At 38.3% G+C, this 25,592-nt stretch carries 22 protein-coding genes; 15 read left to right on the top strand and 7 right to left on the bottom strand.

Annotated elements, in window-relative coordinates:
• Positions 1 to 63 precede the first annotated feature (63 nt).
• The 4 genes from CORI_RS00905 to CORI_RS00890 form a co-directional block, all read right to left on the bottom strand.
• A complete protein-coding gene (locus tag CORI_RS00905) occupies positions 64 to 1,395 on the bottom strand; it encodes an acetyl-CoA carboxylase biotin carboxylase subunit (RefSeq protein WP_173030426.1) in 1,332 nt (443 codons plus the stop codon).
• Complete coding sequence (accB, locus tag CORI_RS00900) at positions 1,395 to 1,847, bottom strand: acetyl-CoA carboxylase biotin carboxyl carrier protein (protein ID WP_169941109.1); 453 nt, start codon at positions 1,845 to 1,847, stop codon at positions 1,395 to 1,397. Before accB ends, CORI_RS00905 begins: the two co-directional genes overlap by 1 nt.
• 168 nt (positions 1,848 to 2,015) lie before the next feature.
• Positions 2,016 to 2,549 (bottom strand): hypothetical protein, encoded by a 534-nt coding sequence (locus tag CORI_RS00895; protein WP_173030425.1) that lies wholly within the window; start codon positions 2,547 to 2,549, stop codon positions 2,016 to 2,018.
• Between the two features lie 2 nt (positions 2,550 to 2,551).
• Complete coding sequence (locus tag CORI_RS00890; protein ID WP_173030424.1) at positions 2,552 to 4,936, bottom strand: molybdopterin-dependent oxidoreductase; 2,385 nt, start codon at positions 4,934 to 4,936, stop codon at positions 2,552 to 2,554.
• A gap of 187 nt (positions 4,937 to 5,123) precedes the next feature.
• Between CORI_RS00890 and CORI_RS00885 the strand changes: the two genes are divergently transcribed.
• Together CORI_RS00885 and CORI_RS00880 are read left to right on the top strand one after the other, a co-directional pair.
• Positions 5,124 to 5,774, top strand: a complete 651-nt coding sequence (locus CORI_RS00885; protein WP_254064937.1) for a helix-turn-helix domain-containing protein — start codon at positions 5,124 to 5,126, stop codon at positions 5,772 to 5,774.
• A complete protein-coding gene (locus CORI_RS00880) occupies positions 5,771 to 6,616 on the top strand; it encodes a TIGR01777 family oxidoreductase (protein ID WP_173030423.1) in 846 nt (281 codons plus the stop codon). Before CORI_RS00885 ends, CORI_RS00880 begins: the two co-directional genes overlap by 4 nt.
• Positions 6,617 to 6,627: 11 nt before the next feature.
• On the opposite strand, the gene CORI_RS00875 is transcribed toward CORI_RS00880, so the two are convergent.
• On the bottom strand, positions 6,628 to 7,293 hold the full coding sequence (locus CORI_RS00875) for a molybdenum ABC transporter permease (protein ID WP_173030422.1): 666 nt from the start codon (positions 7,291 to 7,293) through the stop codon (positions 6,628 to 6,630).
• A gap of 243 nt (positions 7,294 to 7,536) precedes the next feature.
• Positions 7,537 to 8,238, bottom strand: coding sequence for a molybdate ABC transporter substrate-binding protein (modA, locus tag CORI_RS00870; RefSeq protein ID WP_173030421.1), 702 nt, complete (start codon positions 8,236 to 8,238; stop codon positions 7,537 to 7,539).
• A gap of 169 nt (positions 8,239 to 8,407) precedes the next feature.
• On the opposite strand from modA, the gene dcd reads away from it, so the two are divergent.
• The 9 genes from dcd to CORI_RS00825 are packed head-to-tail and all read left to right on the top strand — an operon-like array spanning position 8,408 to position 17,867.
• The gene (gene dcd, locus CORI_RS00865; protein WP_169941100.1) at positions 8,408 to 8,968 is read left to right on the top strand and encodes a dCTP deaminase; all 561 of its coding nucleotides are present in this window, start codon (positions 8,408 to 8,410) and stop codon (positions 8,966 to 8,968) included.
• Between the two features lie 13 nt (positions 8,969 to 8,981).
• On the top strand, positions 8,982 to 10,688 hold the full coding sequence (locus CORI_RS00860) for an AIPR family protein (protein ID WP_173030420.1): 1,707 nt from the start codon (positions 8,982 to 8,984) through the stop codon (positions 10,686 to 10,688).
• A gap of 30 nt (positions 10,689 to 10,718) precedes the next feature.
• Positions 10,719 to 11,714, top strand: coding sequence for a UDP-N-acetylglucosamine 4,6-dehydratase (inverting) (gene pseB, locus CORI_RS00855; protein ID WP_173030419.1), 996 nt, complete (start codon positions 10,719 to 10,721; stop codon positions 11,712 to 11,714).
• Positions 11,701 to 12,828, top strand: a complete 1,128-nt coding sequence (gene pseC, locus CORI_RS00850; RefSeq protein WP_173030418.1) for a UDP-4-amino-4,6-dideoxy-N-acetyl-beta-L-altrosamine transaminase — start codon at positions 11,701 to 11,703, stop codon at positions 12,826 to 12,828. Before pseB ends, pseC begins: the two co-directional genes overlap by 14 nt.
• Positions 12,825 to 13,505, top strand: a complete 681-nt coding sequence (pseF, locus tag CORI_RS00845; RefSeq protein ID WP_173030417.1) for a pseudaminic acid cytidylyltransferase — start codon at positions 12,825 to 12,827, stop codon at positions 13,503 to 13,505. Before pseC ends, pseF begins: the two co-directional genes overlap by 4 nt.
• Entirely contained in the window at positions 13,495 to 14,352 is an 858-nt protein-coding gene (gene pseG, locus CORI_RS00840; protein ID WP_173030416.1) for a UDP-2,4-diacetamido-2,4,6-trideoxy-beta-L-altropyranose hydrolase, read from the top strand. Before pseF ends, pseG begins: the two co-directional genes overlap by 11 nt.
• Positions 14,349 to 14,822 carry a UDP-4-amino-4,6-dideoxy-N-acetyl-beta-L-altrosamine N-acetyltransferase gene (pseH, locus tag CORI_RS00835; protein ID WP_173030415.1) on the top strand — a complete coding sequence of 158 codons (474 nt, stop codon included), beginning with the start codon at positions 14,349 to 14,351 and terminating at the stop codon, positions 14,820 to 14,822. The genes pseG and pseH overlap by 4 nt, the downstream gene beginning before the upstream one ends.
• Positions 14,819 to 15,838 (top strand): pseudaminic acid synthase, encoded by a 1,020-nt coding sequence (gene pseI / locus CORI_RS00830; RefSeq protein ID WP_173030414.1) that lies wholly within the window; start codon positions 14,819 to 14,821, stop codon positions 15,836 to 15,838. Before pseH ends, pseI begins: the two co-directional genes overlap by 4 nt.
• 13 nt (positions 15,839 to 15,851) lie before the next feature.
• Entirely contained in the window at positions 15,852 to 17,867 is a 2,016-nt protein-coding gene (locus CORI_RS00825; protein WP_173030413.1) for a motility associated factor glycosyltransferase family protein, read from the top strand.
• 242 nt (positions 17,868 to 18,109) lie between these two features.
• Here CORI_RS00825 and CORI_RS00820 read toward each other — a convergent pair whose 3' ends face one another.
• Positions 18,110 to 19,654 carry a flagellin B gene (locus CORI_RS00820; protein WP_173030412.1) on the bottom strand — a complete coding sequence of 515 codons (1,545 nt, stop codon included), beginning with the start codon at positions 19,652 to 19,654 and terminating at the stop codon, positions 18,110 to 18,112.
• 161 nt (positions 19,655 to 19,815) lie between these two features.
• On the opposite strand from CORI_RS00820, the gene topA reads away from it, so the two are divergent.
• From topA to CORI_RS00800, 4 genes are all read left to right on the top strand, one after another.
• On the top strand, positions 19,816 to 21,915 hold the full coding sequence (gene topA, locus CORI_RS00815; RefSeq protein ID WP_173030411.1) for a type I DNA topoisomerase: 2,100 nt from the start codon (positions 19,816 to 19,818) through the stop codon (positions 21,913 to 21,915).
• A gap of 321 nt (positions 21,916 to 22,236) precedes the next feature.
• A complete protein-coding gene (locus CORI_RS00810; protein WP_173030410.1) occupies positions 22,237 to 23,076 on the top strand; it encodes a biotin synthase in 840 nt (279 codons plus the stop codon).
• On the top strand, positions 23,057 to 24,241 hold the full coding sequence (locus tag CORI_RS00805; protein ID WP_172198393.1) for a cation:proton antiporter: 1,185 nt from the start codon (positions 23,057 to 23,059) through the stop codon (positions 24,239 to 24,241). Before CORI_RS00810 ends, CORI_RS00805 begins: the two co-directional genes overlap by 20 nt.
• 2 nt (positions 24,242 to 24,243) lie before the next feature.
• Positions 24,244 to 25,518, top strand: a complete 1,275-nt coding sequence (locus CORI_RS00800; RefSeq protein ID WP_173030409.1) for a citrate synthase — start codon at positions 24,244 to 24,246, stop codon at positions 25,516 to 25,518.
• Positions 25,519 to 25,592 lie beyond the last annotated feature (74 nt).

Raw genomic sequence — 25,592 nt, 5'->3', positions numbered from 1 at the left:
CTTAGCAAGCAGAAAAGAAAAGATTTTCGGCTTTGCAAATAACAAAGCCGAATTAGTGCAATTTTAGTGTTTAGATAAGTAATTCGTATCGTAATTATTGTTGATAAAATCTTTGTTTTCCATCATTCCTATATGAAAATCTCTAGTGGTTTTTATACCATGTATGACAAGCTGCTCAAGAGCCACTTTCATCTTGTGGATTGCTTTGTTTCTATCCTCGTCCCACACGATAAGCTTGCCGATCATGCTGTCATAATAAGGCGGTATAGAGTAATCCTGATAGATATGGCTATCCATACGCACGTTTCTACCTCCAGGACAGATGTATTTGGTTATCTTTCCCGGACTTGGCGCGAAAGTGTTTGGATCCTCAGCCGTTATCCTGCACTCTATCGCGTGTCCTTTTAGGTTGATACTATCTTGGCTAGGAAGCTTCTCGCCCTCTGCGACTTTTATCATAAGCTCGATGATGTCAAGTCCGCTTACCATTTCGCTTACGCAGTGCTCAACCTGCAAGCGGGTATTCATCTCGATGAAGTAAAAGTCCAAATTTTTATCAACTAAAAATTCAAACGTCCCCGCACCCTCATAGCCTATGGCTTTAGCCGCTTTGATTGCGGTTTCGTGAAGTCTTGCACGGGTATTTTCATCAAGCAAAATAGCAGGGCTTTCTTCGATTAGCTTTTGATGTCTGCGCTGCATAGAGCAATCACGTTCGCCGACATGAATAACATTGCCGAATTTATCGCCAATGATTTGAACTTCGATATGACGTGGGTTTAGGATGTATTTTTCCATATACATTGTTCCGTCGCCAAATGCACTCATAGCCTCGCTTTCAGCCGACCAAAACGCCTTTTCGATATCTTCTTCTTTCTCAACCACTCGCATACCGCGACCGCCACCGCCCGCGGCAGCCTTTAAGATAACGGGGTAGCCGATTTTTTTGGCTAGCTCTTTGGCGGCTTTAGTATCCGAGATAGCTCCGTCAGAGCCGGGTATTACAGGCACTCCCGCTCTTTGCATCATCTGCTTTGCTTTACTCTTATCGCTCATTAAAGCCATAGCCTCTACGCTAGGCCCTATAAATTTTAGATTGTGATGAGCGCAAATTTCAACGAAATTTTGGTTTTCGCTTAAAAAACCGTATCCCGGAAATATCGCATCGGCTTCGCTTATCTCAGCAGCGCTGATGACTGCAGGGATGTTTATATAGCTGTCGCTTGAACGCGGTCCGCCTATACAGATAGCTGCGTCTGCGTATTTAACATAAAGGGCATCCGCATCGGCGGTAGAATAAACCACGATAGCCTCTTTGCCCATCTCTTTGATAGTTCTTAGTGCGCGCAGTGCTATTTCACCGCGATTTGCGATTAAGACTCTTTTGATTTCCATTAAATTTTCTCCACTCCAAATAGCGGCATCGCAAATTCAACAGGCTGTCCGTCTGAAACCAACATTTCGGTGATAGTGCAGTCAAATTCCGCTTCAATCTCATTCATTATCTTCATGGCTTCTATGATGCCTATTACATCGCCTTTTCTCACCCTTTGTCCTACTTTTACAAACGGCGCCGCACCGGGACTTGGAGCCACATAAAACGTCCCTACCATAGGCGATTTGATACTCTCTTTTGCGCTTGTAGTTTGCTTAACTTCAGAGCTTACTACTACATTTACGGGTGTTGGAGCCGGAGCGGGCATTGGAGCGGGCGCGGGCTTAGGAAGCTCGCAACAATCGGCGAATTTTTCAAGCTCGACTTCAAAATCTCCGCTTTTAATCTTGATACGATTCATATCCATTTCGTTAAAAAACTCGATCAACTCTTTGATGTCTTCTTTTTTCATAAAGCTCTCCTAAAAATTTTAAGCTAATTAGGGTATTGTATCAAAAAAAGCTAAATTTTGGACTTTGTTTTATTATTTCAAGCGGCTGAAATAGAGCCAAATAAAGGAGTATAAAACATATATAAAACGGCTAAATTTAAGATTTAACTCCTAAATTTAGCCGAAATTTTATTCGTCTTTTGCTATACCGTCTTTAGCGAAAGCTTGCAAAAAGCGCAAAATTCTACTCTTCTCTTCATCATTAATCTTAGCAAATGTTTGCATAGCTGTTACATATGCGTCCCATTCACTCATAAGATGTTCTTTTGGCTTATGTGCGGCATGACAAGAGCTGCAAGCATCATAATAAAACAAATCAATCTCGTCCCATGCAGCCATATAGTCGGCAGTAAGCTTGCTTGCATCTATCAAGAATTGAGATTTAGGGCTTGCTTTTTGATTTTTAAGCATTAAGAATACAACAAGAGGGTCTTTTTTATGCGCCAAAACTTTCTCATTATCACCGGCAACTTCTCCGTTAACTTCTATAAGAGCGAATTTATCAACTTGCTTTATAAATTTAACAGGCGTTCCTTCATAAATTTGACCCACCACTTCTTTTGTATTTACATCCATAAGATCAACTTTCATATCAAACACAAACATATCTTTTGCAAAAGCAAATTTTACTAAAATCGCTCCTAAAGCTAAAATTTTTCTCATATTCATACTCCTTTTACAACCGGTGCTTTTACGCCGCCATAAGGTTTAGCGTCAACTTTCTTAATGGCTACAAGGCAAGTATTTACAGAAGTTGCCTGTGCCATAGTAGAAGTCGGTCTTGAGCTTGTAAGTATATTTACATGCCCTGCATTACATCTTGGTTTGTCGTCATTTATATTTTCAGGATCATACCAAGCGCCTTCATCTACGCTAATTACGCCTTGCATTATATCTTTGCTTACGATAGCTCCGGCTAAAATTCTACCTCTGTCGTTGTAAATTTCAACCGTATCTCCATCTTTTATACCAAATTTCTTAGCATCTTCATCATTTATTCTTACAGGCTCTCTATTTCCTACTTTATATGCTTTTCTAACAAAAGAATTATCAAGCTGAGAGTGAATTCTGTATTTTGGATGCGGACTTAATAAGTGAAGCGGGTATTTTTTGGTTTCAGCCTCGTTTCCAAGCCATTCTGCGGGTTCAAACCACATCGGATGACCTTTAAAATCCTCTAATTTGAAATTTGCAAATTTTTCAGAGAAAATTTGAATTTTGCCTGTTTCCGTAGCCAGCTTATTTACTATAGGATCAGCTCTAAAGGCGGAGTGGCGAACAAATTTCTTTGCATCTTCATTTGGCTCAAAATATATAAATCCTTTCTCCCAAAACTCCTCAAAGCTCATTACATTAGCGCAATCGCTTCTATCATAAAATCTTCTTATAGTCTCCTCTTTTGTTCTTGAGCTGGTAAATTTTCTATATTCTTTATCGCCTATCATTTTAGCCATATCGGCAAACACGTCATAGTCGTTTCTCGCTTCAAAAACAGGCTCTATAACCTTTCTCATCGCATAAACATAATCTTGCGAATAAGAGCCTCCATAGCTTATATCGTCTCTTTCAAGCGGCGTTGTAGAAGGAAGGACTATATCCGCCATCTTTGCCATAGGAGTCCACCAAGGCTCATGCACTATAAGAGTATCAAGCGTACGAACGGCTTTAATAAGTTCGTTTGTGTTCGGATGATGTCCTAAAACAGTAGCTCCCGTTAGATACATAACTTTGATATGAGGATATGTTATCTCTCCGCCTTTAAATTTGATCTTCTTGCCGGGGTTTAGCAGAGCTTCGCTAACTCTTGAAGCAGGTATATTTACATCTACTCTGTTTTTTCCTTGCGGAAGACCAAGAGGAAGTTTTGCTCCGGAAAATGCCTGACCGCCTCCGCTATAATGCATAGAAAATCCAAATCCGCCCCCAGGAAGTCCTATTTGACCTATCATGGAAGCTAAAACCATAAGCATCCAGTCAGCCTGCTCTCCGTGATGAGCTCTTTGCATAGCCCAGTTACCTGCTAAAAATGTGCGGTTTTTTACAAAAGTATCGGCAAGCGCTTTTATAACTTTTTCTTCAATGCCCGTTATCTTAGCCGCCCAAGTAGGAGTCTTTTCTATCTTATCTTCCGTTTTTCCAAGCAAATAAGGAAGGAATTTATCAAATCCGTAAGTATATTTTTCTATAAAATCTTTATCGTATTGATTGCTTGTATAAAGATAGTGAGCCATACCTAGCATAAGCGCAACATCGGTATTAGGGCGAATCTTTATCCACTCCGCATTAAATTTCTTTGCTATTTCGGTGTATTGAGGATCTATTGTGATAAATTTAATACCTGATTTTGCATACTTTTCAAAGTAAGGGTTATTCCCGCGGTTTGCTACGACATAATCAATCTGATTGCATTTAAACAAATCAGCGCCCCACATAACATAAACTTTTGTATTTTCAAGCATAACCTCATGCGCAGTTTGTAGCGAATACACTTCCAAATCACCCACTACAGTAGCATTGACTCTTCCTGCAGCCCCGTTGCTGTATTCACCGTCAGTTCCTACGGCTCCTCCTAGTGCAGTGTTAAAAAACCTACCGGCTACGGAGTTGCAGTTATGCAAAAGTCCGGGATGACCCCATCCGCTATAGCTGGCATTATAAATTTCATCTATTTTTACGCTTTGAAGCTTTTTTACTATCAGCTTCATCGCTTCGTCCCAGCTAACTCGCACAAATTCCTCTTTACCGCGAAGTTCTGGGGTATTTTTGCCTTCCAAATAACTCTTTCTCACACAAGGATATTTTATTCTGGTGTCTGAGTATACTCTATCTATCCATGCTTCATTTCCTGGAAATTTTGGATCCTTATCAGACTCCTGAGATCTTATTTTAACTATCCTCCCGCTCTCGTCGACATCAGCATAAAAAGCTCCTAGATTTGATGCATGAGGTATAGTTTTAACTTTCTTTTGGCTTGCCAAAAGCGGATTTGCAGAAACCAAAACGGCTGCAGCGGCAGATGATTTCAAAAAACTTCGCCTTGAAATTGACATTTTTTCTCCTTAGATATTGTTTATAATCATGGCAATTTTAATCAAAAAGTTCACTCTAAATTCAATTTTAAAATTAAATTTAACTTATTTTTATAAAATTATTTATTTTTATTTAACTTTATAAAAGGATATTGAGATAAAAAGTATATTTTTAAGGCTTAAAAGGCTTTCTATTCTCTTTGTTTGTATGGAAAATCGGATACTAAGCCGAATCAAATCAAAAAAAGAAAAATTTAGGAATTTATATATTGCCGATAGTGAAAATTTCATAAACTACTATCTTAACTGCAATGTAAATTTAGACATTATAGTTATTGATTTGGACGAATTTATCAAAAAAGAAGACGAGATTGATTTTTTTAAAATTCTATCCATAAATCCAAATCAACAGTTTATATTCTTAGCTAAAAATAGAAAAACTTATCAAAAATTTTTAAAAAATTTTGACGGAGGAAGCTCCATGATACTCTTTAAACCTATAAGATCAAGTGCCATTTTAGACAATATTATCTTGATTACCACCAAAAATGAGCCTAAATTTCTAAATTTAAACGAAAATATAAAAGTAGATCTCACAAAAGAAGAGATCTATGACCGAAACAAACAAATTTTTCTTACAAATTCAAATCATAAATTGCTCTTGCTTCTAAGCCGAAATGTAGATAAACTCACTTCTTTTAGTATGATAGATGAGATAGTTTATGAAGGTAAATGCCATTCAAAAATATCTATGCAAAATTTAGTAGGGAATTTAAAAAGAAAGCTAAATTTAGATATTAAAAATATTCACTCAAAAGGCTACGTATTGCAAAGTTTTAATTTAAAGGATAAAGAATGAAGATAGCTATAAACGGTACAAAAGGCTTTGTGGGCAACTACTTGACTGATTTTTTAAAGTCAAAACACAAGATAGTGCGCATACCAAGAGGAATTTATAACGACATAAAACAACTGCAAGACAAGATAGAAGACTGCGATGCCATAATAAATTTAGCAGGTGCCAGCATAGCTAAAAAATGGAGCGAATCATACAAAAAAGAGCTTGTATCAAGCAGGCTGGATACGACGATAAATTTAGTAAAAGCTATGCAGAATTTACAAAATAAGCCAAAAATTTTCATCAGTACTTCGGCTGTGGGCATATATAAAACAGGCAAAGAACACGATGAAAGCTCGCAGGAATTTGACGACGGGTTTTTAGGAGAGCTTTCTAAAAAATGGGAAGAAGAGGCGCTAAAAGCCAAGCATCTAGGCATCAAAACGGCTATTTTTAGGATATCGGTAGTTATCGGCAAGGGCGGTGCACTAGAAAAGATGCTTCCCGTTTTTAAACTCGGTCTTGGCGGAATTTTAGGCGACGGTAAACAAGGATTTTCATGGATAGATATAAACGATCTGGCAAGAGCTTATGAGTTTGTATTATCAAACGAGCTTGAAGGCATACACAACCTCTCTTCGCCAAATCCCGTATCAAACAAAGAATTTACCGCTGCTCTTGCCAACGCTCTAAAACGACCGGCTTGGTTTAAGGTGCCAGAATTCGCACTTAAGCTTAAATTTGGCGAAGGAGCTAAGATACTAACTCAAGGGCAGAAAGTATATCCTAAAAATCTACTTCAAAACGGATTTAAATTTGACTACGCAAAGATAGAAGATAGCCTAAAGCACGCTTTAAGTTAGCTAAATTTGACTTACGCGCCGGTCTTTCTTGCTTCAAGTAAATTTATAAATCCAAACATTGCTAGGCTTAAGACAACCAAAATAAGGCTTAAAATGAGCGCGCGTTCGTTTTCTCCGTCATAAACGGCGTTAAAAATCGCAAGCGAAACCGTGTCTGTCTTGCCTACTATATTTCCGCCCAGCATGAGCGTGATACCAACTTCGCCAAGGCCTCTTGCAAGAGCTAAAACAAGGGCTGAAATGATGCTTTTAATGACGTTTGGCATGATTATGAAAACTGCTATTTCAAATTTATTCTTGCCAAGGCTCTGCCCCGCTTCAATAAGACTTTTAGGCAAGCTTTCAAGCGCTGCGGATACGGGCTTAACCAAAAGCGGAAGCCCTGCTAAAAACGAAGCTATAACAAGAGCGCTGAAACTAAAAACTATCTGCAAATTTAAAGCCTCTCCCAAAAACGAGTTGCGCCCCAGCAAATAAAGCAACAAAAATCCCGTCGCAATCGGCGGAAATATCAAAGGAAACATAACCAAAGCCTCAAGAGCCGGCTTAAATTTGCCCTTATAAAATGCTAGAAAATATGCTATCGGAAGTCCGATCAAAACAAGACAGACAAAGGTTATGCAAAGCGTTTTGGCACTTAAAATCAAAGGGTGAACCAACCAAGAAAACTCGCTCAAATTTTAAACCTTTTTAGTTTTCACGCATAAATTTAGTTTGACAAAAGCTAGAAATTTTATCTTAAATCTTTTATTTGTAACGCAAATTAATTTAAATTTACCAAACCACGGAAATCTATTTTTAAACTCTCTTTTGATTTTAAATTAATCAAATTTACAAATTCCACTCAGCTAGCAAATCTTAAAGCCTTAAATTCTATATAAATTTTGCTTTTAGAAGCGACAAATTAAAAGATCAAGCACTCACTTTAAACCGAATTTGGCAAAAATTTCTTTTGAACGCTCGCTTTTAAGCTCATCTATAAATTTAGAGCAATCTACGTGTTTTTCACATGCCGCAAGCTTGGCCGCACTTATAAAAACAGGACTATAAAGACTCTCATCTACATAAATCACCGAACCGAATTCATCTCTTCTAGCTTCAGCTTCGGTCGAATTTATAAATCCCGCATCAACTTCACCGTTAAGCACGTAAGCCACCACTTGAGGAACGCCCGCTACGGCAAGCATCTTTGAGCCCACGTCTTTTTCTAAGTTCGAATTTTTAAGAAACTCAGTAGTGCGAATTCCGTAAATAGCTTTTTTAGCATCAGGCATCGCGATACGCTCAAATTTCAAGATATCCTTGATATCATTTATCGTTTTTCCTTTGGGAGTTACAAGAGCCAAAGTACCTTTGCCAAGGCGTTCGTAGCCCTTTATCGCAAGTCCGCTTTTGTTTAAAAACGCTTCATCGCCTACTATCACCGCCATCTTGCCTTCTGCTGCTTGGATAGTGATTTGCTTGATGTTTGCAAAGGCAGCCTCAACATTTATGCCGTCTTTTTTAAGGTTTTCAATAACTGCCGTTACGGGCTTTTTATATCCGCCACCTGCGCCTACAAGCAAAGCATCCGAAGCAAATGCCAAGCAGACGGTGGCCGCTAAAAATAAAAATTTTTTCATGCCGATCCTTTGAGTTTTAAAATTTCGCAAATAATATAAAATATATACTTATATACTAATAAAATAGGCTTTATATCGATATTAATTTAAATTTTATATTTTAAATTTACAAAATACTTCATGCATCGCGAATATGATATAATTAACAAATTTAAAATAAGGAAAAAAGATGGGTCTAAAAAGCGATAGATGGATACGAAAAAAAAGCTTAGAAGAGCGCATGATAGTGCCTTTTTGCGAGGAGCAGGTAGGCAAAGGTGTCGTAAGTTACGGCGTTAGCAGCTACGGTTATGACATAAGAGTCGGAAATGAGTTTAAAATTTTTACAAATGTCGGCGGCACGGTCGTAGATCCAAAGAATTTCGACGAGAAAAACGTAGTTGATTTTGTTGGCGATGTATGTATAGTTCCGCCAAATTCCTTCGCGCTTGCTCGCACGGTCGAGTATTTTAATATGCCTGATAACGTGCTAGCCATCTGCCTTGGCAAGAGCACCTACGCACGCTGCGGCATCATCGTGAACGTAACGCCTTTTGAGCCGGGGTTTAAGGGGCATATCACGATTGAAATTTCAAACACTACCCCGCTTCCGGCTAAAATTTATGCAAACGAAGGCATAGCGCAAGTTTTATTTTTAGAAGGCGATGAGCCATGCGAAGTGACATACGCCGATAAAAAGGGTAAATATCAAGCTCAAGAAGGCATAACGCTACCTAGAATTTTGAAATAAAAAGGTGTAAATTATGACAAATGATACTGTTCTTAATAATTTTATAGATACTTTCTCTAAGGAATACTGTTTTGAAAGCCTAGACGATAGTAAGAAATTTGAACTATTTGTAAATTATAATATAGTTTCAAAGTTCTATCCTCGAAGTTTTGATATTGAAGAACTGTCTGTAGATGGAGAAAACGACACTGGTATTGATGGTATAGCTATTATAGTAAATGGTAACATTATTAATAGTCCAGAAGAAATTTATGGGCTAATCGAAAATGATAATTCAATAGAAACAACTTTTGTATTAATACAATCAAAAAAATCATCTAGAACTAAATCAGACTGGATTGGAACTTTTATTTTTGGGGTAAAATCATTATTTGATGATTCTCCATCGATAGAAGAAAATGAAAAAATTAAAATAGCTAGAGAAATAAAAAATGCTATATATAGCAAATCAATAAATTTTGCATCAAACCCAACTCTAAAACTATACTTTGCCAATGCTAGCAAATGGAAAGAGTCAGAATATATAAAAAATAGAGCAAAAAGGGAACTTGAGGAACTTAATAATAAAAACTTATTTTCCGAGGATGTAGTTATTGATTTTTATGATGCTGAAAAACTCAAAACTACATATAGAGAAATAAACAGAAAAGTGATAAAAGAAATAAGTATTCCTACGCAAGTAGCTTTACCAGAAATTAGTAATCAAGGAGGCGTTAAACAGTCTTTTTTAGGCTGCGCATCAGCTATAGACTATATAAAGCTTATCTCCGATAGCGACGGCAACTTATCTAGAGGCTTATTTTATGATAATGTAAGAGATTACCAAGGAAATAACAAAGTTAATTTAGAGATCAAAAATACATTAAATTCAAGGAATGAGCAATCTTTATTATTACTACTTAACAATGGAATAACTATAATATCTAGAAAAATAGATAGAGTTGGAAACAAAATAAAGTTGACCGATTTTCAAATTATCAATGGATGTCAAACAAGCTATGTTTTATTTAATAACAGAGACAAAATAGCGCCAGAGACAAATATAGTTTTAAAAATTATAGAAACCAATGATCAAGAGATTATAAATAAAATAATAAGAGCTACAAATAGGCAAACAGAAGTAAAAGAGGAGTCTTTTGAATCAATAAAGCCATTTCATAGAGGGCTACAAGAATATTATAAGGCAATAGCAAACAAAATTAAGTATCCCATATACTACGAAAGAAGATCCAAAGAGTTCATTGATAATGCAAACATTAAGCCTTATCAAATTATCTCTTTGTCAGGACAAATCAAATCATATGTTTCAACGGTTCTTGCACAACCACAAAGTACACATAGATATTTTGGAGAATTACTAAATAGCAATCGTGATAAAATTTTTGTAGACAAAACTGGCTTTGAAGACTACTATCTTTCGGCTTTAATTGTAAATAGAATAGAAACATTATACAAAAGAAAAAATACCAAATATAAACGCTTCAAATATCACTTAGCTTTAATTATTTTTAAAAAAATAAAGCAAGAAATAAAAAATAATTTATGTTATGAAGACTTGATTTTAAAGAAAGAAAGCCTTGAAGAGCTAGCTCCTTATATAAAAGATGCAGAGGATGCCTTGGATACAGCATTAAAAAATACCGCCGTACATCCAAAGGAAGTCATCAGAAGCAGGGAATTTACACAAGAGTTATTGAAAACAATAAATCCAGCGCATTAAATTTATAATTTAGTCTCAAGGAAAATAAAGATGTTTAACGGAAAAAATATTTTAATCACCGGCGGAACGGGAAGCTTCGGCAAGAAATACACCGAAATTTTACTTAATAATTTTAAACCAAAAAGGCTAATTATCTACTCAAGAGACGAGCTTAAGCAATACGAAATGGCTCAAGTTTTTAAAAATCCCGCGATGAGATATTTTATCGGTGACGTGCGCGATGAAAAGAGGCTTAAGACTGCGATGGACGGAGTTGATTTTGTCATTCACGCAGCCGCGATGAAACACGTTCCCATAGCCGAATATAACCCGATGGAGTGCATAAAAACAAACGTAAACGGCGCCCAGAACGTCATTGATGCAGCCTTTGCCTGCGGAGTAAATAAAGTGATCGCACTATCAACGGACAAAGCGTGCAATCCTGTAAATTTATATGGAGCCACAAAGCTTGCTAGCGATAAGCTGTTTGTCGCGGCAAACAACATAGCAGGCAGTAAAAAAACTCGCTTTAGCGTCGTAAGATACGGCAATGTCGTCGGCTCTCGAGGCTCGGTAGTTCCACTATTTAAAAGGCTCATTCAAGAAGGCGCAAAAGAGCTTCCTATAACGCATGAGCAGATGACGAGATTTTGGATCACTCTTGAGCAAGGGGTAAATTTCGTTCTTAAAAATTTCGAGCGCATGAAGGGTGGAGAAATTTTCATACCTAAAATTCCTTCAATGACTATGCTTGATCTTGCACGCGCCCTTGCGCCTGAGCTTAAAGTCAAAATCATAGGCATAAGACCGGGAGAGAAAATGCATGAAGTGATGGTTGGAAAAGACGATGCGCACCTAACTTACGAATTTAGCGACCACTACGTGATAAGCCCGTCCATTCAGTTTGCGACTATACAAGACTTTTCGACAAATGCGCTTGGCGAAAGAGGCAAGCTTGTAGAAGACGGGTTTGAATACAGCTCAAATACTAATAAAATTTGGCTTGATAAAGAGGGTCTTTTGGAGATGATAAATGATAGCTTATAGCAAGCAACAGATCACAAATAGCGATATAGCAGCCGTTTGCGAAGCTATGCAAGCGGAAATTTTAACAGGCGGAGATAAGGTGGCTCAATTTGAAGCTGCTATTTGCGAATACGTCGGAGTAAAACACGCAGTGGTAATGAATTCGGCAACTTCTGCGCTTCACATCGGATATCTTGCTCTTGGCGTAAAAGAAAACGACGAGGTCATAACTACGCCTTTAACCTTTGCGGCAACGGCAAACGCAGCTTTAATGGCGGGAGCTAAGGTTAAATTTTGCGACATCAAATTTGACGGAAATATAAACGAAAACAAGCTTTCTGAGCTAATCACATCAAAAACAAAGGTCATAGCTCCCGTTGATTTTGGCGGAAATAGCGTAAACATAATAGAGATCATGAAAATAGCTCGCGCAAAAGGCATAAAAGTGCTTGATGACGCCTCACATGCGCTTGGTAGCGCTATAGAAGGAGTTAAAGTAGGCTGCCATGCGGACGCAAGCGTATTTAGCTTCCATGCGATTAAGCCTATCACTACTTTTGAGGGCGGTGCACTTGTAACAAACGACGACGAGATAGCCAAAAAAGCGCGCCTATATAGAAGTCACGGAATTTCTAAAACCGAACTTTGGCACAGCGATATGAGCCTGCTTGGATACAACTACCGCCTAAGCGACGTAGCTTGCGCGCTAGGGTTAAACCAGCTTAAAAGACTTGACGAGATGATCGAAATTCGTGAAAATATCGCTCAATTTTACGACGAAAGATTTGATAAAAATCCATATTTTAGCCTCATAAAAATCCCTGAAAACAAAAAAAGCTCGCGTCATCTTTATCCGATCTTGCTTTTTAGCAATCTTTGGAATTCAAAAGAGGAAATTTTTAAAGAGCTTCATTTAAGAGGTGTCGGCGTGCAGGTGCATTATAAACCGACTTATCAGTTTAGCTTTTATACCAAGCTTTACGGAGAGATCGAGCTAAAGACGGCAGAGGATTTTTACAAAGCCGAACTTAGTTTGCCGTGCCACCAAAGCATGAGCATGGATGACGCAAAATTCGTAGCCGATACTCTGCTTGAAGTGCTTAGCGAATTTGCAAACCAAAGGCGCGATATATGAATCTTTGCGTCATACCCGCTCGCGGCGGAAGCAAGCGGATACCGCATAAAAACATCAAAGACTTTGCGGGCTTGCCGCTCATTGCTCACAGTATAAAAAGTGCGCTAAATTCGGGCATTTTTGACGAAGTAATAGTCAGTACAGACGATAAGGATATCGCAAGAATTTCGCTTAAATTCGGCGCAAAAGTGCCGTTCATGCGAGAAGCGAATTTAAGCGATGATTTTGCAACTACAAGCGATGTCATGAAAGACGCCTGCCTTAAAATGGGCGAAAATTTTAAAAACGTCTGTTGCCTTTATGCTACGGCTCCGCTTTTAATGGCTGAAATTTTGTGTGAGGCTTACGAGAAATTTCAAGATAATAAGTGTGAGTTTTTATTTTCCGCTTGCGAATTTAGCTTTCCTATTCAGCGTGCAATCAAGCTTGATGAAAAAGGCGCGGTAAGTATGTTTTATCCGCAGCATCTAAGCACTCGCTCGCAAGATTTAGAAAGAGTGTATCACGACGCAGGACAGTTTTATTTCGCAAAACGCGAGGCGTGGCTTGAGCAAAAGCCGATATTTGCGGCACATTCTAGGGCATTTATCCTGCCAAGACACTTGGTATGTGATATAGACACGCTTGCAGATTTTGAGTTCGCGCAAAAACTTTATAAAATCAATCATGAGCTTTGAAAAACTTGCAAATTTAAAAACCTTAATTAGAGCCGACAGCTCCGCAACTATCGGGCACGGACACATCAGGCGAGATATTGTTCTTGCAAAAAAATTCAAAGACATCGGCTTTGCTTGCATAAATTTTGAAGGCTCGCTCATAAACGAGATAAATTCCCCTGTTTTTACTCTTAAAACAAACGATTTAGATAAGCTAATAAGCCTTATAAACGCTCATAAATTTGAACTTCTTATCGTTGATCACTACGGCATTAACTACGAAGATGAAAAGACGATAAAAGAGGCTACGGGAGTTAAAATTTTAAGCTTTGACGATGAGTATAAGAGCCATTTTTGCGATATTTTATTAAACGTAAATATATTTGCCAATACCAAAAAATATGAAAATTTACTGCCTCCCGCTTGTGAAATTTGGTGCGGGCGAGAATTTATGCTGGTAAGAGATGAATTTTATCAAGAAAAAAAGATAAAAAGAGAGAAAATTTATGACGTTTTTATCGCACTTGGCGGAACGGACAGTAAAAATTTAAGTGCAAATTTAGCGCTTAAACTACTTGAAAAAAATTTAAAAATCGCTCTTGTTACAACAAGTGCCAATGCAAATTTAAACGCGCTTAAAAGGCTTGAGAAAAGCTATAAAAACTTAACTCTTTTTACCGACTCAAATCAAATCGCAAAACTAATGAACGAGAGTAAAGAGCTTATCATCTCGGCAAGCTCCCTTGTAAACGAAGCGCTTGTTTTAGGCGCAAATTTCAGTGCGGTTATGGTTGCAAACAATCAAAAACAGATGTATAAATGGCTTATAGAAAACGGATATAAAGCCTATACAAGCGAGGAGATATGATCCGTCTTATAAATTTTACCGAGCTTACAAAAGAGCAAAAGATGATGGTTTTTGATTGGCGAAACGATGAGCGAGTAGCGAAATTTATGCGCTCAAAAAATATAAACTTAAACGAGCATCTTAAATTTATCAAAAACTTAAAAACCGCACATGATAAAATTTACTTTTTGGTAAAGGAAAATGACGAATTTATCGGCGTGATCGACTTTATAAACATAAGCGATAAGGAGTGCGAATTCGGACTTTATGCAAATCCGAATTTAAAAAATCAAGGCGCAAAATTAATGCAAATTATAATTAACTATGCATTTGACAAGCTAAAGGTTTTTAGGCTCAATTCATGCGCTTATAATTTCAATAAAAAAGCCATTGCGCTTTATGAAAAATTTGGCTTTGAAATTTATGATAAGGATGATCAAATGAGCTATCTAAGGCTTACAAAAGCGAATTTACAAGGCAAAACAATATGAAAATAGGAAATTTTGATACGGGTAAAAGCGTATTTATCATCGCCGAACTCTCAGCCAACCACTCGGGAAGCTTGGAGACAGCGATTCAAACCATAAAAGCAGCCAAACGCGCCGGAGCCGATGCGATAAAGTTACAAACATATACTGCCGATAGTCTTACGCTAAATTCTAAAAAAGAGGACTTTATTATACGAGGCGGGCTTTGGGACGGGCGAAATTTATACGAGCTTTACGAGCAAGCCATGACTCCCAGAGAGTGGCATGAGCAGCTTTTTGACACTGCGCATAAGGAGGGCTTAATCTGCTTTTCAAGCCCATTTTGCAAAGACGATGTGGATTTTTTAGAGCAGTTTAATCCGCCGGTTTATAAAATCGCCAGCTTTGAAGCGATTGATTATGATTTTGTAGAGTATGTTGCCAAGAAAAATAAACCAATCATCATATCAACAGGCATCGCAACTCAAGAAGAGATCGAGGATATCGTGCAAATTTGCAAAAATACAGGCAATAACGAAATCGCTCTTTTAAAATGCACTTCAAGCTATCCTGCGCCGTTAAATGAGATGAATTTACTAAATATACCTTATATGAAAGATGAATTTGGCGTGCAAATAGGCTTTAGCGATCATACTTTAGGTATCGTTACGCCCGTTGTAGCGGTAAGCTTGGGGGCATGTATAATCGAAAAGCACTTCATACTAAGCAAAGATGTAAAAAGCGTAGATGATGCGTTTAGCCTTGATGAAGCGGAATTCTCCCAAATGGTAAAAGCGGTGCGAGACGCTGAAGCCTTGCTTGGCAAAAAGCAGTTTATCTCAGGTGGCGAAAGCCGCAAATTTGCTCGCTCACTTTATGCAAGCAAAGATATAAAAGCTGGAGAAATTTTTAGCGATGATAACGTAAAAAGTGTGCGTCCAAGCTACGGACTTCATCCTAAATTTAAAAAAGAGCTAATAGGAAAAACAGTAAAAAGAGATATAGAATTTGGCGAAGCGATAAAACAAGAGGATCTATAAAAAAGGAGAAAAAATGGGCAAAAAGATAGATAAAAAAGAGCAAATAGGCAAAAGTAATATAAGCACAAAAGAGACTAAGAATAAAGCCGACAGTCAAGCAGGGCATATACAAAACCCTATCTTTGAAAGAAACCTTCAAGCGTTATTTCAGCAAGATGAAATTCTAGCCGCTAGGCTCTTTGCTATGGGTGCTCAAGACAAATACGAAGTTTTTATAGGAAAAGATCCTCTTGATATAAACATAATTGATCGCAAAAGCTTTAAATACATATACGAAAATCCCGTAAAAGACACGCACGATATGCTTGAAAGTCTTGAAAAACAGTATAAGCGCTATCCGATTATGTATTTTTACGGACTTGGCAACGGAATTTTATACAAAGCACTACTTTGCAATGAAACACATCAAAGAATAGTGGTCGTCGAGCCCGAGCTTGAGATAATTTATATAGTGTTAAATTTAATCGATCTTTCAAACGAACTTGCAAGTGAGCGATTAACTCTGTTTTACTCGGAATTTGCCAATTATTCACAGTTTTATTATTTGGTAGCAAAAATTGAATTTAACAGGTACGCAAAGCTTTACGATCTGCATATACATACAGCTTTTTATGACAACTTTGCCGATGATTACCAAAGGATCAACCAAGAATTCACTAAAGCCATCTCTCAAATGGTAGTAAGCAACGGAAACAGCATTGACGATATGCTTATAGGCATAAGGCACCATATAGAGAATTTACCTGTTATGATTACAGGATACTCCTATGTCAATCTTGTTAAAAAGCGCTACGGACTAATGAATACAGCCGTCGTAGTATCAACAGGACCTAGTCTTGATAAACAGCTTGCAACGCTTAAAAAATTCGCTCCATACGTCACGGTCATCAGCCTTGATGCCTCTTATCCTATACTATTAAAGCACGGCATAAAGCCCGATTACGTAACATCTATCGAAAGAGTGGTGGCTACTTCAAGCTTTTTTAAGCATAAAAACAAAGAATTCGATAAAGACATATACTTTATCGTAGCTTCGCTCACTCACAAGCAAACTATCAAAAACATATCACCAAGAAGACTTGTCCTAACCATGCGCCCTCAATCAAGCGAATTTGTATTTAATCTCAAAGACTATGGCTATCTTGGTATAGGACACAGCACTGCCAATCAAGCATATCAACTAGCCTATGCACTAGGGCATAAAAATATCGTTTTGATAGGACAGGATTTAGCATTCGCTCCTGACGGCAAGAGCCATGCGACCGGTCACGCATTTGCTCAAGCAGAAGAACACCTCTACACCAAAGCTTATGGCGGAGAAGGCGAAGTAAGAACTACTTACATTTGGGATAAGTTTAAAAATCAATTTGAAAAAGACATAGAAGAATCCAAAAAAGAAGATATCGCAACATATAACTGCACCGAGGGCGGAGCAAGGATAGAAGGCGCTATCGAAAAGCCTTTTTTAGAGGTAATGGATAAGCTTTGTAAAGACAAAAAAGTAAAAAATTTACCAAACATCAACGAAGTAAAAGAAAAAACCGCAAACAGATACCTTTTGCAATCATATAAAGTTATAAGCGAAAAAATAAAAATTCAAGAACTTGCTAAATCTAAAGTAGAAAAAGTGTTTTTAAATGTAGTTCCACAAATAGACAAAATACTAAAACTTAGAAATGAAGGAAAAATTACAGAAAATCTTTTTGGTAAACTAGTTAAAATTTCAAACCAAATTGATAAAGCTAAAGATTTTATTATGAAAGAAAATTATCAAAAACAATTAGAAAGCATTATTTCAATGTCGATTTATTACCAAGAGCTAGAACTTGCTAAAATTTCAGTTGCTCCAAGCGATACGGCGATAGAAAAAGTAAATAAGCTCATAGAGTGGCTTGAAATTCATAAATACTGGCTGTTTTCAGTTGCAGGTGGTCTAAATGCCGATATAGAAACCACTAAAAAAGCTTCAAGAAATTTGATAAAAGAGCTTAAAAAAAGAGGTCTGATAGAAAAATCAAATTATAAGTAAAAGCAAAGATAGTTTTAAATTTTAAGTATATTAAAATTTCAAGTCGGATTATCCGGCTTGAAATTTGAGTTTTAACAACTAAGCAACTTAACACATTTTGAAGAAGCCTTAAGCTTTTAAGCTTAAGGATGGATATTCTAGATTGCTGACTTCGCAGGATTTTAAAAAATCCTGCTTCGCGTAGAAACGTTTTAATACTACTGTAGTAGTCTTAAAACGTTTTCAAGGAAACTTATCTTAGATTACTGAAGCAATCTAAGAACGTTTTGTTGAACAGCGTTAGCTTGACTCATTGCATAACTTCCTGATTGAGCTAGGATGTTAAACTTAGAGAAGTTTGCTGATTCTTTAGCAAAATCAACATCTCTTATTTGAGACTCTGCCGATTTTACGTTTACTTGAGTAACTGTTATGTTATTAACTGTTGCTACAAGTTGATTTTGAACAGAACCTAGGTCAGAGCGGATAAAATCAAGCGTGCGTTGAGCAGACTCTGCTATATCCATAACCGCCATTGCACCACGTAGTGTCATAACACCTGCTGATTGAGCTGAAGTCATAACACCTCTACTCATTCTTTGGAAGCCCATAGCTGCAGCAACACTTACGTTTATTTGACCTTTTATATCTCTTAAAGATACTGATTGTTGATTACCACCATTTTTGTTTCCATCTGCACTAAATGCCACAGAAAATTTACTCTTGCCGGCATTGCCACTCTCTACTTTTATATCTCTACCGTCAAGACGAACAAGATTTAGCCTTCCTGCAAACACAGAACCTTCTTTACTTAGCATATCAGCAATTTTTTCTGACATACCCAAAGCCTGTCCTACTTTTTTATCAGCACCATTGTCACCTGTAATTCTTATAGCGCGACCTTCACGGCTTGTTAAAACAAGTTTGCCTTCAGTATTTACTGAAGCCTCTACTCCAGTTTGATCTTTTACAGAGTTAATTGCATTAACAAGAGCTCCATTTTCATCTTTTGCTTTAATTACCAAGTCTCCTATTTTGACACCATTAATAGTAAGAGATCTTATCTTGCCACCTGCGATAGCTTTATCTGCGATAGCTGTAACATCAAATGTGGCTCTAACACCTGTTTTGTCCGCAACTTTATTTATATTTTCAGCCAAAGCACCTATACCTTTACCGATGCCTGTAGATATAACAGCTGATGCTACTTTAACGTTATTCACACCATCCACATTCATAAATGTAAGGCTAACTATTTCAGCCGATGTCATAATCTTTGAACTCTCAAATCTTGTTAGACCGATCTTGTCTGATGTTGTAGCACCGATAGAAGCTTTAACAGTTTGGTTTGAGTAAGCACCGATTTGGAACTCTTTGTTAGAGAATGTTCCGTTAAGTAGTTGCTGACCGTTAAATGAAGTCGTATTACCGATGTTATCAAGCTCTTCCATAAGGCGAACGATATCGGCTTGAAGTGCTTGGCGAGACTGAGTTGTCTGCCCGTCTTGAGCCGATTGAGTAGCTTTAACCTTGATAGTATCAAGAATTTTTAACTGCTCGTCCATTGCTTTATCTGCAACTTGGATGATACCAATAGCATCGTTACCGTTTGCTATAGCTTGACCTAAAGCGTTAGCTTGAGCTCTAAGGCTATCTGCAATAGCCAAACCTGAAGCGTCGTCAGCTGCGGTTTGAATTCTCAAACCTGAGCTTAATTTGCCAAGAGACATAGAAAGCTCTCTGTTGTTACTGACTGCGTTTGCGTGTGTGTTAAGTGCATTTATGTTAGTGTTAATGCGAAAACTCATTTTAAATCCTTTTAAGTTTAGTTACGACTTCATGTCGCACAAAAACTATATCGTGAGTTTTAAAAAAAAGTTTATAGCCAAAATGAAAAAAATTAAATTTTTATTTTTATGATAAAATTTTTGCTACAATTAGCCGATAAATTTTTAATAAGGTTATAATAATGAAAAATTTAATCATCGTAGAATCACCCGCCAAAGCAAAAACTATCAAGAATTTCTTAGGCAAAGACTACGATGTGATAGCCTCCAAAGGGCATATCAGGGATCTTCCTAAAACGACTTTTGGTATAAAGATAGAAGATGACAAATTCACTCCCGAATACAAAGTAAGTAGCGATCATTCCAAAGTAGTAAAAGAGATAAAAGAGCTTGCTAAAAGCGCTGATAACGTCTATCTGGCAACCGACGAGGATAGAGAGGGAGAAGCCATAGCCTATCATATCGCAATGGCGATAGGCAAAAAACCCGAAAGCCTGCCAAGAATCGTATTTCACGAGATAACCAAAACCGCGATAAACAACGCCTTAAACAGCCCGCGAACTATAAATATGTCAAGCGTAAATGCGCAGCAAGCGCGTCGTTTGCTTGATCGCATAGTGGGGTATAAACTCTCTCCGCTTTTAAATTTAAAAATTCAAAAAGGACTAAGCGCGGGCAGAGTGCAAAGTGCTGCTTTAAAGATAATAGTAGATCGCGAGCGTGAAATTCAGGCATTTAAGCCTATAGAATACTATACGATTGATACAAAATTTAAAAAAGATTTAGAAGCCGAACTTGTAAAATTTGAAAACCAAAAGATAGAAAAACTTACGATAACAAACCCGGATCGTGCAAAATTTATCGTAGAAAATTTAAAAAACGACAAATTTAAAATTCGCGAGATCGAAAGCAAAGAGCGCAAAACCGAGCCAAGTCCGCCGTTTATGACCTCAACACTTCAACAAAGTGCAAGCAATAGACTTGGATTTAGCCCGAGAAAAACAATGATGATCGCTCAAAGCCTATATGAAGGTGTGCAAACCCATCAAGGCTTCATGGGCGCGATAACATACATGAGAACCGATAGCTTAAATTTAGCCAAAGAGGCAGTTGAAGCAGCACGCAAGATCATTAAAAGCGAATACGGAGAGAAATACCTGCCAAGCAAGGCTAAAATTTACGCTACCAAAAGTAAAGGCGCACAAGAAGCTCACGAGGCGATACGCCCTACAAATTTAAGCTTCACTCCTGAAATAGCGGCTAAATTTCTGGAAAAAGACGCGCTTAAGCTTTATACGCTTATATACAACCGCTTTTTAGCGTGCCAAATGAGCGCAAGCATAAGCCAAACGCAAAATGTCTTTGTGTCAGGCGATAAGGGCGAGTTTAAGATAAGTGGACGAAAGGTGCTATTTGACGGCTTTTATAAAGCTTACGGGGATTTGGATAAGGATAAAATTTTACCAAATTTAAATATCGGCGACGAGATGAGCTTACAAAGCATATCAAGTAGCCAGCACTTCACCGAACCGCCTAGTCGCTACTCGGAAGCGGGGCTTGTTAAAAAGCTTGAAAGCCTAGGGATCGGTCGCCCAAGCACATACGCACCGACCATATCGCTACTAACTTCGCGCGATTACGTAAGAGTGGAAAAAAAGCAGCTCATACCAAATGAGATAGCATTTACGATGATGGGTGTGCTTGAAGAACACTTTAGCGATATCGTGGATAGCGAATTTACGTCGGTTATGGAAGAAAAGCTTGATAGCGTAGCTGAAGATAAGGTTGATTGGCAAAAGCTTTTAAGCGAATTTTACTATCCGTTTATGGAGAAGATCTCAAGCGGCAAAACAAATATAAAAAGCCAAAAAGTAGCAACTCCGATCGGCGAAAAATGCCCTGAATGCGGAGGCGATTTACTTCTTAGAAAAGGGCGATTTGGTGAATTTATAGCTTGCGGAAATTTCCCAAAATGCAAATACTCGCGCAATATCAAAAAACAAGAAACAAGCGAGTCAAGCGACCAAGTAAAGCCGAAAAAAGAGCTTAAAAAGCTTGACGTGCCTTGTCCTGAGTGCGGAAGCGATCTGGTTGAGCGCATAAGCAAGCGAGGTAAATTTTACGGATGTTCAGGCTATCCGAAGTGCAATTTTATCAGTAAATACGAGCCGACAACCGAAAAATGCGACGAGTGTGGCGGCATGATGGCAAGAAAAGAGCTTAAAAAAGGCATTTTCCTAGAGTGCGTAAAGTGCAAAAATAAAAAGCAGATAGAGGGATAATCACTCGCCCATCCCTCTATACAAAGAATTTCGAACGAGTAAAACGAGTGAGTATTAGATACTTTGCCTGATATCTTAAGCCGCTTTACCGCTTGAGCCGCCTCCGCCAAAATTTCCACCTTTACCGACACGATAACCAAGCCAATATCTCTTTTTACGCTTAAGATTAATCAAAATTCAAACGGCTAAATTTTAGCCTATTCAAAGTAGAAATTTAACTCAAATTTGCAACCAAAAAGCCAAAACAAGGCGCGTTTAAACAGATAAAAGCTTTGATTTTGTATAATGTTAATTTTTATAAAATCAACAAAAAGAGAATTTATGAAACAAATTATGCTATGCGCGATCTGTTCGCTAAATGTCGGCAACTGCTCGGAAGACTGCGGTTACTGCACGCAAAGCGCAAAAATAGACGCCAGAATAGAAAAATACAAATTAAAAACAATCGAAGAGATCATCTATGAGGCTAAAATAGCCTCAAATAACCACGCACTTGGCTTTTGCCTAGTAACTTCGGGTAAAAATTTAAACGACACAAAGCTTGAACTTATCTGCCGCGCGGCGAAAGAAATTTCAAAAGAGCTTCCGAATTTAATGCTGATCGCATGCAACGGAATGGCAAGCTACGAAGCGCTTAAAGAGCTTAAGAGTGCGGGAGTTTTTAGCTACAACCACAATCTTGAAACCAGCCGCGAATACTTTGCTAAAATTTGCACTACGCACACTTGGGATGAGAGATTTGAGACGAATTTAAACGCCAAAAGGGCAGGACTGACGCTTTGTTGCGGGGGTATATACGGACTTGGCGAGAGTAACGAGGATAGAGTTAGCTTTAGAAATAGTCTAAAAGAGCTTGATCCGTTTTCCACGCCTATAAATTTCTTTATCCCGCACGCAGCACTTCCTATAAAACAAAAAAAGCTAAGCCAAGATGAGGCGCTAAGAATCATAAAAGATACGAAAGAGGCTTTGCCAAACGCAAGAGTAATGATAGCAGGCGGCCGCGAAGCGGTGCTTAAAGAGCGTCAATATGAAGTTTTTGACTACGGCGCGGAGGCTATTGTGATAGGAGATTATCTTACGGCTAAAGGCGAAGTTGCAAGCAGCGATATAAAAGAGCTTACAAAAAGGGGATATAGCTTTGCCACACTCTGCCACTAGCGGTCTTAGCATACTAATAGCACTTGCTTTTATAGTATTTACCTCGCCGTATTTTTCTAAAATTTTGCGTATCCCAATCGCTCCGGTTGAGATCATTTTAGGTGCGGCTGCGGGGTATTTCGGACTTATAGGGCACAACGATATATTTCACATAGTTAGCGAAGTCGGGTTTTTCTACCTGATGTTTTTAGCGGGAACCGAGGTTGATCTAAAGATATTTTTTACAACCGATAAAAAAATACTAAAATCAGGGCTCATATACATCGCACTACTATATCTGCTCTCATCTATAATTACGTTTAGCTTTGATCTAACACCTCTTTTTATCCTCATCATACCGCTTATGAGCGTGGGTATGATATTTACGCTGTTTAAAGAGTACGGAAGAGAAGAAAAATGGCTAAATTTAGGCATGCTTGTCGGCTCCATAGGTGAAGTTGTAAGTATAGTTCTTTTGACGTTTGTCGGGGCATATCTGAAATTTGGCGCCGGAAGCGAGCTGGCACTTTCTATCATTTACCTTGGAGGATTTTTACTGCTTAGCGCATTTGGCTTTAAGATGCTAAACGTGCTTTTTTGGTGGTATCCTCAGCTAAAAGTCATGCTTATGCCTCATTATGATAACGCCGAAAAAGACATAAGGCTTTCTATGGCGCTATTTTTCGGCATTATCGCACTTATGCTTTATCTTGATCTTGAGATAGCCTTTGGAGCTTTTGTCGCAGGCACATTTATAGCGACATTTTTTGATCACAAAAAAGATCTTCCGCATAAGCTTGCAAGCTTTGGATTTGGCTTTTTGGTACCTACGTTTTTCATATATATCGGCTCTACTTTTAAGATTGACGCTTTATTCATGGATGGCATCATCAAAAACGCTATGCTGATAGTATCGGTAATGATAGGCTTTAGGATGATAGCAAGCCTTGTATTTTTAAATTTGCTCGGCTTTAAAAAGACTATGCTTTACGCACTATCTCACTCTATGCCGCTTACGCTTTTGATAGCCGTTGCTACCATAGCTCACAAATCAGGCGACATAAGCGAGGAATTTTACTTCTCTTGTATCCTTGCAAGTCTAACTCAGGCTATAATAGTGATGATAAGTATAAAAATTTTGATGAATTCCCAAAAGAAAAATTTTAGAGCAATCTCAAAGGAGTAAAGATGTCAAACACCGTCACGCTTACGGACAACAGAAACGGCAAGAGCTACGAATTCCCGATTTTACAAGGCACTATGGGTCCTGATGTCATAGATATATCGACATTTTTCAGCCAAACGGGTATGTTTACCTTTGACCGCGGGTACACTTCAACCGCAATGTGCCGCTCGTCTATCACCTATATAGACGGACTTAAAGGCGAGCTTATGCACCGCGGATATGATATAGCATATCTAGCCGACAACAAAACCTTCCTTGATGTCGCGTATCTGCTTTTAAACAAAGAATTGCCTAACGCAAAAGAGTATGATGAATTTAGACTCGAGCTTAAAAAGCGCTCCTTTATACACGAAGGCATGATGAAAATTTTCGACGCTTTTCCGGATAAAGCTCATCCTATGGCGATCTTGCAAGCTAGCGTTTCTGCGCTTAGTGCGTTTTATTTCGATCATCTTAATATGGACAAACCCGAAGAATACCACGAAATGGCTATGCGAATAATTGCCAAAATCCCTACCATAGCCGCGTTTAGCTATCGCTACTCAAGAGGGCTTCCTATTATTTATCCGAATTTGGACCGCGGATTTACCGAAAATTTTCTTTATATGATGAGAAGTTATCCTTATGAGCACGTGAATTTAAAACCTATCGAAGTAAAGGCTCTTGATACGGTTTTCATGCTTCACGCCGACCACGAGCAAAACGCCTCAACCACGACAGTCCGCACCGTAGGCTCAACACACGCTCATCCGTATGCGTGTATATCGGCAGGCATCGGAGCTCTTTGGGGATGGGCTCACGGCGGAGCGAACGAAGGAGTCATACGCCAGCTTGAAGAGATAGGCTCGGTAGCAAACGTAGAAAAATACATCGCGCGCGCAAAGGATAAAAACGATCCGTTTAGACTCATGGGCTTTGGGCACCGCGTATATAAGAATTTCGACCCGCGCGCAAGAGTGCTTAAAAAGATGTGCGATCAGCTCTTTGACGAGATCGGCATAAATACCGAGCTTTTAAAAATCGCCAAAAAGATCGAAGAAATCGCACTTAGCGATGATTATTTCATCTCGCGCAATCTTTATCCGAACGTGGATTTTTATTCGGGACTTATATTAAAGGCGCTATCGATTCCAAACGATATGTTCGCCGTTATCTTTGTGATCGGGCGCACACCGGGCTGGATAAGCCAGTGGATAGAGCTAAAAGAGCAAGATACGATCAAGATCGTTCGTCCTAGACAGCTTTATGTCGGAGAGACAAACCGAACGCCGAAGTGATTTTTAAACCTGTGCAAAGCACAGCAACTTATAACGTCGCCCTAGGTGCGGGTTAAAGGGGACGGAGCGGGCCT

The sequence above is a fragment of the Campylobacter sp. CCUG 57310 genome (assembly GCF_013201975.1).
Classification (GTDB): domain Bacteria; phylum Campylobacterota; class Campylobacteria; order Campylobacterales; family Campylobacteraceae; genus Campylobacter_A; species Campylobacter_A canis.
This window is presented reverse-complemented; position numbering and strand designations above follow the sequence as displayed.

Coding starts and splice junctions, on each gene's coding strand:
- modA (WP_173030421.1), bottom strand. CDS start 8,238: ATGAAAAAATTTTTATTTTTAGCGGCCACCGTCTGCTTGGCATTTGCT.
- CORI_RS00880 (WP_173030423.1), top strand. CDS start 5,771: ATGAAGATAGCTATAAACGGTACAAAAGGCTTTGTGGGCAACTACTTG.
- CORI_RS00820 (WP_173030412.1), bottom strand. CDS start 19,654: ATGAGTTTTCGCATTAACACTAACATAAATGCACTTAACACACACGCA.
- pseH (WP_173030415.1), top strand. CDS start 14,349: ATGATCCGTCTTATAAATTTTACCGAGCTTACAAAAGAGCAAAAGATG.
- CORI_RS00905 (WP_173030426.1), bottom strand. CDS start 1,395: ATGGAAATCAAAAGAGTCTTAATCGCAAATCGCGGTGAAATAGCACTG.
- dcd (WP_169941100.1), top strand. CDS start 8,408: ATGGGTCTAAAAAGCGATAGATGGATACGAAAAAAAAGCTTAGAAGAG.
- topA (WP_173030411.1), top strand. CDS start 19,816: ATGAAAAATTTAATCATCGTAGAATCACCCGCCAAAGCAAAAACTATC.
- pseB (WP_173030419.1), top strand. CDS start 10,719: ATGTTTAACGGAAAAAATATTTTAATCACCGGCGGAACGGGAAGCTTC.
- pseF (WP_173030417.1), top strand. CDS start 12,825: ATGAATCTTTGCGTCATACCCGCTCGCGGCGGAAGCAAGCGGATACCG.
- CORI_RS00825 (WP_173030413.1), top strand. CDS start 15,852: ATGGGCAAAAAGATAGATAAAAAAGAGCAAATAGGCAAAAGTAATATA.
- CORI_RS00890 (WP_173030424.1), bottom strand. CDS start 4,936: ATGTCAATTTCAAGGCGAAGTTTTTTGAAATCATCTGCCGCTGCAGCC.
- CORI_RS00885 (WP_254064937.1), top strand. CDS start 5,124: ATGGAAAATCGGATACTAAGCCGAATCAAATCAAAAAAAGAAAAATTT.
- CORI_RS00860 (WP_173030420.1), top strand. CDS start 8,982: ATGACAAATGATACTGTTCTTAATAATTTTATAGATACTTTCTCTAAG.
- CORI_RS00800 (WP_173030409.1), top strand. CDS start 24,244: ATGTCAAACACCGTCACGCTTACGGACAACAGAAACGGCAAGAGCTAC.
- pseI (WP_173030414.1), top strand. CDS start 14,819: ATGAAAATAGGAAATTTTGATACGGGTAAAAGCGTATTTATCATCGCC.
- CORI_RS00810 (WP_173030410.1), top strand. CDS start 22,237: ATGAAACAAATTATGCTATGCGCGATCTGTTCGCTAAATGTCGGCAAC.
- CORI_RS00895 (WP_173030425.1), bottom strand. CDS start 2,549: ATGAGAAAAATTTTAGCTTTAGGAGCGATTTTAGTAAAATTTGCTTTT.
- pseC (WP_173030418.1), top strand. CDS start 11,701: ATGATAGCTTATAGCAAGCAACAGATCACAAATAGCGATATAGCAGCC.
- pseG (WP_173030416.1), top strand. CDS start 13,495: ATGAGCTTTGAAAAACTTGCAAATTTAAAAACCTTAATTAGAGCCGAC.
- accB (WP_169941109.1), bottom strand. CDS start 1,847: ATGAAAAAAGAAGACATCAAAGAGTTGATCGAGTTTTTTAACGAAATG.